The sequence below is a fragment of the Plantactinospora alkalitolerans genome (assembly GCF_015690345.1).
GTDB lineage: Bacteria > Actinomycetota > Actinomycetes > Mycobacteriales > Micromonosporaceae > Plantactinospora > Plantactinospora alkalitolerans.
Map to the genome: position 1 here is coordinate 22528 of NZ_JADPUN010000437.1, position 10715 is coordinate 33242.

The 10715-nt window shown below is 68.4% G+C and carries 10 protein-coding genes, 1 tRNA gene and 1 pseudogene; 2 read left to right on the forward strand and 10 right to left on the reverse strand.

From position 1 onward, the window contains the following. Positions 1-32: 32 nt before the first annotated feature. Positions 33-425 carry a tyrosine-type recombinase/integrase gene (locus tag I0C86_RS42585; protein ID WP_196206986.1) on the forward strand — a complete coding sequence of 131 codons (393 nt, stop codon included), beginning with the start codon at positions 33-35 and terminating at the stop codon, positions 423-425. A 266-nt stretch (positions 426-691) separates the two neighbouring features. Here I0C86_RS42585 and I0C86_RS42590 read toward each other — a convergent pair whose 3' ends face one another. The 3 genes and pseudogenes from I0C86_RS42590 to I0C86_RS42600 form a co-directional block, all read right to left on the reverse strand. Continuing rightward, a complete protein-coding gene (locus I0C86_RS42590) occupies positions 692-976 on the reverse strand; it encodes a hypothetical protein (RefSeq protein ID WP_196206987.1) in 285 nt (94 codons plus the stop codon). 410 nt (positions 977-1386) lie between these two features. Further along, positions 1387-1584 (reverse strand): hypothetical protein, encoded by a 198-nt coding sequence (locus tag I0C86_RS42595; protein ID WP_196206988.1) that lies wholly within the window; start codon positions 1582-1584, stop codon positions 1387-1389. Positions 1585-1699: 115 nt separating this feature from the next. After that, positions 1700-2098: pseudogene (locus I0C86_RS42600) on the reverse strand (DUF4158 domain-containing protein); the annotation flags it as partial. Positions 2099-2472: 374 nt separating this feature from the next. On the opposite strand from I0C86_RS42600, the gene I0C86_RS42605 reads away from it, so the two are divergent. After that, entirely contained in the window at positions 2473-4278 is a 1806-nt protein-coding gene (locus tag I0C86_RS42605; protein WP_323374178.1) for a CotH kinase family protein, read from the forward strand. A 526-nt stretch (positions 4279-4804) separates the two neighbouring features. On the opposite strand, the gene I0C86_RS42610 is transcribed toward I0C86_RS42605, so the two are convergent. From I0C86_RS42610 to scpB, 7 genes are all read right to left on the reverse strand, one after another. Further along, a complete protein-coding gene (locus tag I0C86_RS42610; protein ID WP_230395681.1) occupies positions 4805-5869 on the reverse strand; it encodes an integrase core domain-containing protein in 1065 nt (354 codons plus the stop codon). 11 nt (positions 5870-5880) lie between these two features. Then, positions 5881-6051, reverse strand: a complete 171-nt coding sequence (locus I0C86_RS42615; protein WP_230395682.1) for a hypothetical protein — start codon at positions 6049-6051, stop codon at positions 5881-5883. A gap of 113 nt (positions 6052-6164) precedes the next feature. Further along, a tRNA-Pro gene (locus tag I0C86_RS42620) sits at positions 6165-6238 on the reverse strand. A 304-nt stretch (positions 6239-6542) separates the two neighbouring features. Continuing rightward, complete coding sequence (der, locus tag I0C86_RS42625; RefSeq protein WP_323374179.1) at positions 6543-7946, reverse strand: ribosome biogenesis GTPase Der; 1404 nt, start codon at positions 7944-7946, stop codon at positions 6543-6545. A 67-nt stretch (positions 7947-8013) separates the two neighbouring features. Further along, complete coding sequence (gene cmk, locus I0C86_RS42630; protein WP_196206990.1) at positions 8014-8697, reverse strand: (d)CMP kinase; 684 nt, start codon at positions 8695-8697, stop codon at positions 8014-8016. A 369-nt stretch (positions 8698-9066) separates the two neighbouring features. Beyond that, a complete protein-coding gene (locus I0C86_RS42635; protein WP_196206991.1) occupies positions 9067-9816 on the reverse strand; it encodes a pseudouridine synthase in 750 nt (249 codons plus the stop codon). Continuing rightward, positions 9803-10630, reverse strand: coding sequence for an SMC-Scp complex subunit ScpB (gene scpB / locus I0C86_RS44260; RefSeq protein ID WP_407676414.1), 828 nt, complete (start codon positions 10628-10630; stop codon positions 9803-9805). The genes I0C86_RS42635 and scpB overlap by 14 nt, the downstream gene beginning before the upstream one ends. Positions 10631-10715 lie beyond the last annotated feature (85 nt).

A 10715-nucleotide genomic window follows, 5' to 3' on the forward strand; every position in this document is an offset into this window, starting at 1 on the left:
AACCGTGGACCAATAGCGACGCCGGCTATCGGATGGTCGTGTTGCCCCGGTTCGCGGTCGGCATGCTCCTGGCCCGCAATCTCGTCGCTGCCGACAACCCACATGATGCGATCTTCGCCTCCCGACGCGGCACATGGCTGTCACCCAACAACGTCCGTCGTCAGTGGCGCCAAGCCCGTGCCGACACCGACCTCGCCTGGGTCACCCCACACACCTTCCGCAAGACCGTCGCCACCCTCATCAAGGACGAGGCGGACACCAAGAGCGCGTCGGCGCAGCTTGGACACTCCAGCGAAGAGGTCACCGACACCTACTACATCGCCAAGCCGGTTCAAGCCCCGGACGTCTCCGAGATCCTTGAACGCCTCGGCACCGGCCCTGACGGCGCCCCCGAAGCTGTAGGGAGCAACGATGCACACGGATGACGAACCTGGTTGCCGAGACCCATAAATGGGGGGTTTTCGGGGGGAGGTTCAAAACTCCATAGACAAATATTAAAGCCCTGACCAGCGTTTCTGCTGGTCAGGGCTTTTTGTCTGTCGGGACGGCCGGATTCGAACCGACGACCCCTTGACCCCCAGTAGTCCGGTGGCCCAGCGGCATGCTCACGCACGTTTGCCCAGGTCACCCAAAGCATAAACCGGCCGAGTAAAGGAGTCGTACGCCGACGGCTCCGGGCGGCCCGTCCGGCTCAGGAGGCCGGCCGCGCCAGCGACGCAGCGGCACGCCGGGCAGCGTCCAGATGCCACACCAACTCGCCGAGCTGATCGGGCGCGACGGAGCCCCGATGCGCCGCTACCCACTCCTCGATAATCTGCCGCATCAGCGTCGAAGCGCCGACGCCCCGAGCCACCGCGGCTGCCTCGATCTCCGCCTGGATATCCATGTCGGTACGCAGCGCGGTCACCATCTTCGCCGGCCGGCGCTCCCGCACCACCTCAGCCTGATCGAACACATGTCCGAGGTCGTGGTCCATCGCGTACGCGCGGCCTCCTCCGCGGTCATGCCAGCCAATCCTTCCCGCGGCTCGTTCATGACGTGTACTTCCTCCACATCGCCCGCTCACTCATGCTTGCGTCCCGCGCCCCGACGATCGTCCATCACCTCGGCGGGCTGCTCCACGAGTACAAACACACCGCTTGAACTGCCCGGATAGGATTTTCGGCACCCGCAAGGTCGACTTCGTGAAGGGTGAGCCCGGCGGTGTGGAGGTGTGCGCGTGGACCTTGGGTCGCTTCACCCCCGTGGCTGGGTTGCGGGCCACCCGGCCGTCGGTGTTGGCCACCAGGTGGTTGTACCAGCTGGACACCGATGCGAGGGCTCGGGCGACCGTGCTGGCCTTGGCGGCGCGCCCGCCGCCAAGTTCGCGCCACACCTTGAACTGGCTCAGGTCGGTCGGCCGGGCGTCGAGCGGGTCCAGGCGCTCGCGGACGCGCACCAATCCAGGTAGGTGGAGAGGTCTCGGCGGTGCGCGATCGCGGTGTGCCGGGAGTTGCCCCACGAGTCAAGGTTCCAGGCGACGGTGAGGCGGCGGACGCTGTACCGGCTGCCGTCGTCCGGGGGCAGGCCGGGCAGGCCGGCCACCCCGGCGGCGATCTGCCGAATCGCGGCGACCAGGGCGCCGTCCGGAGGCCCGCCCGTAGTTTCCAGACCAAAACAACGGTAAGCAGTTGATCTAGGCCCTAACCTGGGGCCCCCTCGCCCGGGCGAACAGGAACTCGTCGAGGTCCTTCCACTCTGCGGTGTCCATCGACCGCCAGCCGGCGTAGCCGGCCACCTCGCGCAGATGATCCGTCCGGGTCTGCTCCCGCTCGCCGTACCCGCGCAGCTCACCCATCGCGATCCCGAGCCGCTGCGACAACCGGCCCACCACGGCGGCCGGCGCCGCCGCCACCTGATCGGGCACGAACCCGAGCCACGGCAGCGTGCACAGCTGGACCGCCACGCCCAGCACGTTGCGGCCCGTGCGGAACTGACGCACGAACGCCTCGTCCGCACCAGTCAACGTGAAGTACCGGATCAGCTCGCCCCGGTTGATCTCCGGGAAGCCCCGAAGCCACGCCAGTTCCTCCGCCGAGAACACGTCCTGAGTCGCCACGAACCACCACCCGAGCATCGACCGTCACCAAACGGAACGGCACGCTACGGCCCGGGATAGAGCTTGATCAACCCTCAGTTCTTAGCGTTGTTTTTGGTCTGGAAACTACGGACGGGCCAAGCGTTGAGCCGCCGGTCCGCTGCGGAACTACGAGCCGGCCCGCAATGCGCCTGCCCCGGAACAGTCGCCACCCCGAGTTCTTCCTTGGCGCTCGCCCGGCGACTTGATCGATCCAGGTGAAAAAGGTTCGGTGTTGACGGCCCGTGTGCCAAAGCATAGATTGGCGTCAATATCACGATGGCCTGCCCCCATCGACGACGCCAGCGGTGCCTCGATCAATCGCCAGTCTCGATCAAGGACGAAGGGTGCCTTCCGTGCGAAGAACCAGGATGAAAGTAATCGGCGCGCTGGCCGTACTGACGGTCGTCACGGCGGGATGTGCCGGCGGCGTCTCCAGCCCAGCCGGGCTGACCAGTGCGGCGGAGTTGGCCGTCAACGCTGCCCGGCATGGCCCGCCGGCCGACCAGCGAGCCGTGGACGCCCTCGGCGGCTCGGGGTCGGCCGGCGTCGACCCGGCCGCCGCGACTGCCCAGACCAGGCAGCAGCAGGCGATGCTGGAGGGCGACATCCAGTTCTCCGTGCCGAGCGGCACCTTCCAGGGCCAGCAGTCGGTGCAGCTGAGCACCAGCATCGCGAACGCGCAGATCAGGTACACCACCGACGGCACCGCGCCGACTGCGGCCTCGCCGCTCTACCAGGGCGCGATCACGCTACAGCGCACCGCCCAACTGCGTGCTCAGGCCTTCGTCGACGGCGCGGCCAGTGGTGCGATGGGCACCTCGGTCTACGTCGCTCGGACGATCGACGCGGAACACGACCTCCCGCTGGTCGTGTTGGACGCCTACGGCGGCGGCAAGCCGGCCCGTGACTACCGGGACGTCGCCGTGATGGTGATGGACCGGCAGAACTCCGTGGCCTCGTTGGGACAGCAGCCGGCCGTCGCCACCCGGGGTGGCTTCCATCTGCGCGGTCAGTCGTCCAGCAACTTCGCGAAGGCGCCCTACCGGCTCGAGTTCTGGAACAACGAGGACAAGGACGCCGACTACCCGGTGCTAGGCATGCCGGCCGACTCCGACTGGGTGCTGCGTGGCCCGTTCCCGGACAAGACCCTGATCCGGGACGCCTTCGCCTACAGCATCGGCCGGGACATGGGGCTGCGGGCGCCGCGGTTCGCGTTCGTCGAGGTCTATCTCAACCTGGACGCCCAGCCATTGGCGGCAGACGACTACCAGGGCGTCTATCTGCTGGTAGAGACCCTCAAGAACTCGCCGGACCGGATGAACCTGCAGAAGCTCAAGAAGTCGGATATCACCGAACCCGCGATATCCGGTGGCTACGTCATGCAGTTCAACGCGCTGGCCGCCGAGCCGCCGATCCTGACTTGTACCAGGAAGCCGCCGAGCAACGCCTGCTGGAGCGACCTCGAGGTCAACGATCCGGATGAGCTGCAACCGGAGCAGCTGGCCTGGATCACCGACTACATCCAAAGGTTCCATGACTCGTTGCGGAGTGCGAACCCGTCCGATCCGACGACCGGATATCCGGCCTACATCGATGTCGACTCGTGGGTGGACCGGATTGTGCACAACGAGCTGGCGCGGGAGCCTGACGCCTACATCCGCAGCACCTACTTCTTCAAGGACCGGCAGGGCAAGCTCGTCGCCGGTCCATTGTGGGACTACGACATCGGTTACGCCGCGTACACCGGCTTCGGCGGAGCGACCACCACCGGGTGGCAGTTCCAGCCCGGCTTCGGCAGCAACACAACCGACTGGTTCATAAGGCTGATGCAGGATCCCGCCTTCGCCGCTCGCGCGAAGACCCGCTGGGAGGCGCTGCGCACCGGCATCATGTCCGATGCGCAGCTCGGGGCGCGGGTCACGACGTTGAGTGCGCCGCTGATCAACGCGGCCCAGCGCAACTTCACCAAGTGGCCGATTCTGAACCAGCGTGTCGTCGGTGGTTTCCAGACCCAGGTCAGCCAGACGTGGCAGCAACAGCTCGACATCATGCGGCAGTGGTTGATCGCCCGCACGGCCTGGCTGGACTCCTCCGGGTGGACGCCTACCGCGACGGCGCCGGCGGACGCCGTACCGCCGCCGCAGCTGACGGCGAGATGAGCTGGTGAGAGAGCGCCGGACGCGGTCGTCGGCCATCGCCGGTGGCCGCATCCGGTCGGCGGGTGCCGTGAGATCACTCGCATTGAATCTCCGATTCCTGCATAATATGTTGTCTGCACGATCGAGGCTCGGTGGTGGGCGCACACCACGTCGGCGCCGCGCACCTCGATTGCCTTGTCCATTGCGATTACCGCCCGCGCCTCGTCGGTTATGGTCGGCGTCTCGGTCACCTGGTCAGCCCCGGGTCTTCGTGGTCAGGCCGGTAGGTGTCGCACATCTCGCCGTCCTGGATGGCCCGGTCGGCGGCGATGTCTCGACGGGATCGCCTGGCCCTGAGCGGCCGCTTCATAAGGGCGATGAACGCCAGAACGATGTTCCATAGCGAAGAACCGGCACCGCGCGAGGCGGCGACGGGCACCGGGTCGGAAGCGGCCAGCTGGTCGCCCTCGGCGTCGCCGCCGGGCTGCTGCCCTGTACCGTGCCATAACCTGTTTTCCGGGCGTGACCTGGCGTTTTGAAGATCGTGTCAGGCTGCTCGGTGGTACTCGTTGATCACCCCGCCGAGTCGTTGTCGGCGTCGTACGGGATTGTTGATGGGGATGATGATGGCCGGGTCGTGGTTGGGTGGGCGTTGCTGTCGTCCTTGGTGGGGTCGGTGGTTGTTGAAGTGGTCGACGTACTCGCCGATCATGGCCAGCGCGTGGCGCTCGTTGTAGATCAACATGTGGTCGGTGCACTCGTCGCGGAGGCTGCGTCCCCAGCGTTCGATGAAGCAGTTCGCCTGTGGTGTCCGGGGTGGGGTCTTGACCACGGCGATGCCCTGGGCGGTGAAGACATCATCGAAGGCGGTGGTGTACTTGGCGTCGCGGTCGCGGATGAGGAATCGGAACCGGTTGGCGCGCTCGCCCAGGTCGAAGACGAGGTTGCGGGCCTGCTGGGTCACCCACTGCCCGGTGGGGTGCGCCGTGACGCCGAGGAGATGGATCCGCCGGGTGGCTACCTCCATGACCACCAGCAGGTACAGGCGTCGTAGCAGGATCGTGTCGAGGTGGAAGAAGTCGATGGCCAACAGGCCGGTGGCCTGGTTACGCAAGAAAGTCCGCCAGCTGGCGTCCTGCTGGCGAGGCGCGGGGCCGAGGCGCCGGTGGGTCAGGATCCGCCGGATCGTGCCGGCACCGATCTGATGGCCGAGCCGCTGTAGTTCGCCCTGGATCCGGCGGTGTCCCCATCGCGGGTTTTCTCCTGCCGTCCGCAGCACGAGGTCCCGGATCTCGTCGCTGACGCGTGGGCGGCCGGGCCGGTTCGGGTAGGTCCAGTGGCGTCGTACCAGGCGGCGGTGCCAGGCCAGCAACGTGGCCGGGGTGACGATCCGATGGTTCCATATCCGGCGGGGTAGCAGGCGGGCCAGGGCGGACAGGACCGCCCGGTCCGGCCAGGACAACCGCGGCCGGCCGTGGACCTGCAGACGGAGCACCGCTATCTCGTGCCGCAGCACGAGGACCTCGATCAGCAACGCCCTGTCGCTGCGGATCAACAATCCCAGACCGTTGAACAGGCGGATCATCCCCAGGTACAGCAACCGCACGACCATACCGACGATCATCAACCCAGGCCGAGAACTCCCAGCTCACAGCATGTGCGACGAGTTTTGGCACGGTACAGGGTGGTCTGCGGGTAGTTCCCGGCGCGCAGTGACCGGTCCCAGTCCCGCAGGAACCCGGCCCAGCCCCGCGGCAGGCCGGCGGTGAGCTTGTGAAGATCCAGTAGTGGCATGGCAACCTGCCCGAGTCAAGGAGTCCAACAGCGGCGTGCTAGACCGGGCATTCATGCCGAGCTATGAAAAGAGGGCTTCCGCAAGTCTCTGACCTGCGGAAACCCTCTCGCTGTCGGGACGGCCGGATTCGAACCGACGACCCCTTGACCCCCAGTCAAGTGCGCTACCAAACTGCGCCACGTCCCGTTGCTGTCGTCCTGTGCTCCGTGCGACAGCCGGTACAGCGTAGCGCAGGCCCGCTTCGTACGCGCACAGGCCTACCGTGCCTCGTCGACTGGCCTCGGTCCGTTACGACTCCGACACACCCCCTAAGGCATCCTAGGAAGATAGGTTGTCTCCGCAGCTCGGCATGGCGTGCAAGTGGCCCCGCCGGATCCCGCCCGACGGGGCCACCACAGACGACCAGGCGGGGACCCGCGAAAGGGTCAGACGCAGGATCGACACCGCTCAGGGGCCGTACGACCAGTCGGCCAAGCCCTCCGTACGCCGATCAGCCGTGCGGCTTACCGCGACCGCCCGCGCCGATCTTCTTCCTCGGCTTCACCGACACCTCCACCGGGCTGCCGACGAAGCCGAACTCCTCCCGGAGCTTGCGCTCGATGAACCGCTGATAGCCGGCGTCGAGCGGCGCAGTGGTGAAGAGCACGAAACGCGGCGGGGAGATGCCCGCCTGGGTGGCGAAGAGAATCCGTGGCGCACGACCACCGCGTACCGGGTGCGGTGTCCCCTGTACCAGGGCGGTGAGCCACTGGTTGAGCTGCCCGGTCGGCACCCGTGTCTCCCAACTCGCCAGGGCGGTACGGAGTGCCGGTGCGAGCTTGTCCACGGCCCGACCTGTCTTGGCCGAGACGTTCACCCGGATCGCCCAGGGGATCCGGCGCAACTCCCGCTCGATCTCCTTGTCCAGGTAGTAACGCCGGTCCTCGTCGACCAGGTCCCACTTGTTGAAGGCAATGACGAGAGCCCGGCCGGTCTCGGTGACCGTGGTCAGGATCCGCTGGTCCTGTTCACTGATCGGTTCGCTGGCGTCGAGCAACACGACCGCCACCTCCGCCGCCTCGATCGCGGCGGCGGTACGCAGGCTGGCGTAGTACTCCGTACCGCTGGCCTTGCCGACCCGCTTGCGCAGCCCCGCGGTGTCTACCAGTTGCCAGGTCTCCCCGCCGATCTCCACCAGGCTGTCGACCGGGTCGACGGTGGTACCGGCGACGGCGTCCACCACCGACCGCTCCTCCTTCGCCAGTCGGTTGAGCAAACTGGACTTGCCCACGTTGGGACGGCCCACCAGGGCCACCCGGCGCGGCCCTCGCGGACCGGCCTCGCTGATCGGCGGCGCGTCCGGCAGCGCCTCGAGAATCGCGTCCAGCAGGTCACCGGAGCCCCGGCCGTGCAACGCGGAGACGGGACGGGGTTCGCCGAGCCCGAGCGACCACAACGACGTCGCCTCGACCTCCGTGGCCGCGTTGTCGGCCTTGTTCGCGACGAGCAGGACCGGCTTGGCGCTGCGCCGCAGCATCCGTACCGCCGCCTCGTCGACGTCGGTGGCCCCGACCACGGCATCCACCACGAACAGCACCACGTCGGCCGTCGCGACGGCGATCTCGGCCTGCGCCGCGATCGCGCCGGCGCGGTCCTTCGCGTCCGGCTCCCAACCGCCGGTGTCGACCACCGTGAACTGCCGGCCCGACCACTGGGCGTCGTACGGGATCCGATCCCGGGTCACCCCGGGAGTGTCCTCCACGACCGCCTGCCGCCGACCGATGATTCGGTTCACCAGGGTCGACTTGCCGACGTTCGGACGTCCGACGACGGCGACCACCGGCGTCGGGCCGGTCGCCTCGTCCTCGTCGACGTCCGGCTCCCGCAGTTCGATCCAACCGTCCCCCGTGCTCACGCCGCCTCCTTGCCCTGCCGGGTACGACCCCGGTCCGCTACCTCACCGATCCAGCCACGCCACCGGGTCACCGACCCGGCCGCCGTCCGGCGAGCAGTTCGTGCAGCCGTGCCACGACCTCGTCGATGCCCAGGGCGGTGGTGTCGAGCACCACCGCGTCCGGCGCCTGCCGCAGTGGATCGGCGGCGCGGGTGGAATCGAGCCGGTCACGCCGGGCGAGGTCGGCCGCGGTGGCCGCGACATCTGCGGAGTTTTCCGCGCTGCGCCGGTGCGCCCGTGCCTCGGCCGAGGCGGTCAGGTAGACCTTGAGGTCCGCATCCGGGGACACTACCGAGCCGATGTCCCGGCCCTCCACCACGATTCGGCCGGCCGCCTCGATGATCTCCCGCTGCAGTGCGACGAGTTGTTCGCGTACAGCGGGCACGGCCGACACCGCCGACACCGCACCGGTGACCTCGGCCCCTCGGATATCCCGGTCGATGGCAATCCCGTCCGCGGTCACGCTCGGCGCCTCCGGATCCACACCGATCTTGAGATCTGTCTCCCCCACCACCTTGGTGACCGCCTCGGCATCCTGGGGGTCGACCCCGGACCGCAGCACCGCCCAGGTCACCGCCCGGTACATCGCCCCGGTGTCCAGGTAGCGAGCGTCGAGCGCGGTTGCCAGCCGCCGGGAGACGGTGGACTTCCCCGAACCGGACGGGCCATCCACGGCGACCACACATCGCCTGGTCCGTTCCTTTTCCGCCACCGTTCTCTCCTTCACCGATCAAGGGGCAATCTGCCCGGCTCTGCCGAGTCGTGCGGGCAGCCGGCCGTGGCGGCGCCTCCGCGTTTCGCTGTCCATCATGCCCCGTCCGCCGTACCGGCCCGCGCCCGACCGGCCATCGCCGCCAGGAGACGAGCGCCGACCGGACTTCGAGCGGTCACGCGCCCGACAGCGGCCGTTCACCGCGCTGCTCCGGGCCGACCGAGTCGACGTCAGCCCGCGCGGGCCGCATCCCGTACACCTGGGGGACGGGGTTCGCCCGGCAGCAGGCCTGCCTATCGTTCAGGGCCACCGGCGACCGCGCCACCGAGCACGGCCACCAACGAACACCGGCCACCAGGGCCGCCGGCCTCAGTCGCCGACCGCCTTGAAGAGCGCCGCGACTTCGGCGTTCGTCAACCGACGGGTACGACCGGGGCGCAGGTCGCCGAGCCGGATCGGTCCGATCGCGGTACGTATCAGCCGCGACACGGGATGCCCGACCTCGTCCAACAGCCGCCGTACGATGTGATTGCGCCCTTCGTGCAGGGTCAACTCCACCTGGGCCGTACGTCCCAAGGTGTCCACGAGGCGAAAGTCGTCCACCCGTGCCGGGCCGTCCGCCAACTCGACCCCGGCCTTCAGCCGTCGGCCGGCGTTCCGGGCCAGTGGGCCCGCCACCTCGCACAGGTATGTCTTCGACACCCCGTACGACGGATGCATCAGGCGGTGGGCGAGCGTGCCGTCATTGGTGAGCAGCAGCAGTCCCTCGCTGTCCGCGTCGAGGCGGCCGACGTGGTAGACCCGCTCCTCGACCCGGCCGAGAAAGTCTCCCAGCGCGGTGCGTCCCTTCTCGTCCGCCATCGTCGAGACCACACCGCGCGGCTTGTTCATCGCGAGGTAGATCAGGCGGGTGTCGGTGACCAGCCGCTCGCCGTCGACGTAGATGACGGCAGAACTGGGATCGACCTTGTCCCCGAGCTGGGCGACCTGCCCGTCCACGGTGACCCGGCGCCGGAAGATCAGGTCCTCGCAGGCACGTCGGGAGCCGACGCCAGCGGCGGCGAGCACCTTCTGCAGGCGCTCGGCGCCGGGGGCGCCGCGGTTGTCATCGTGGGGCATCGGCAATCTCTTCCACGTCGTCGGGCAGGAACGGGGCCAGCGGCGGTAGTTGGTCGACGGTGTCGAGCCCGAGTTTCTCCAGGAACAGCGTCGTCGTCCGATAAAGGAAGGCGCCGCTCTCCGGCTCGGTGCCACACTCCTGGACCAGTCCGCGAGAGACCAGGGTACGGATCACCCCGTCGCAGTTGACACCCCGGATGGCCGAGATGCGCGACCGGGTCACCGGTTGCTTGTAGGCGACCACCGCCAGCGTCTCCAGCGCCGCCTGGGTCAACCGGACGGTTTGCCCGTCCAATACAAAGCGCTCGACGTAGCTCGCGTATTCCGGCCGGGTGTAGAGACGCCAGCCACCCGCTGCCCGACGTAGCTCAAAACCGTGACCCGCCGCCGTGTAATCGCGGGCCAGCCGGTCCAGTATCGCCGACACCCGTTCCGTCGGCTGCTCCAGGACCTGCGCGAGCAGGATCTCCGCGACCGGCTCGTCCACCACCAGCAGGATGGCCTCCAGGGCTCCGCGCAGCTCGTCCTCGTCGACCAGCGTCAGCGTCGCGGCCTGCGGGTCGGCCACGTCGGGCACCGGAACCGCCGCCGGCTCCCCGACCGCCTCCCCGCCCTCATCTCCGGGTACGTCGGCGGCCTCCGCCTGCGCCACCTCGGGCTCCTCCGCCACGGCCGACCCCGCCGGGTCCTCCTCGACGGAAGGCTGCGCCAGTTCCGCACCATCCCGTTCCACAGCCGGCCCCGACCCGACCAGCTCCGGACCAACCGACTCCGGACCAACCGACTCCGGACCAACCGACTCCGGACCGACCAGCTCCGGACCAACCGACTCCGGACCGACCAGCTCCGGACCGACCAGCTCCGGACCAACCGACTCCGGACCGACCAGCTCCGGACCG

Coding starts and splice junctions, on each gene's coding strand:
- I0C86_RS42615 (WP_230395682.1), bottom strand. CDS start 6,051: ATGCCACTACTGGATCTTCACAAGCTCACCGCCGGCCTGCCGCGGGGC.
- I0C86_RS42610 (WP_230395681.1), bottom strand. CDS start 5,869: ATGGTCGTGCGGTTGCTGTACCTGGGGATGATCCGCCTGTTCAACGGT.
- I0C86_RS42590 (WP_196206987.1), bottom strand. CDS start 976: ATGGACCACGACCTCGGACATGTGTTCGATCAGGCTGAGGTGGTGCGG.
- I0C86_RS42635 (WP_196206991.1), bottom strand. CDS start 9,816: ATGCCCCACGATGACAACCGCGGCGCCCCCGGCGCCGAGCGCCTGCAG.
- I0C86_RS42585 (WP_196206986.1), top strand. CDS start 33: ATGGTCGTGTTGCCCCGGTTCGCGGTCGGCATGCTCCTGGCCCGCAAT.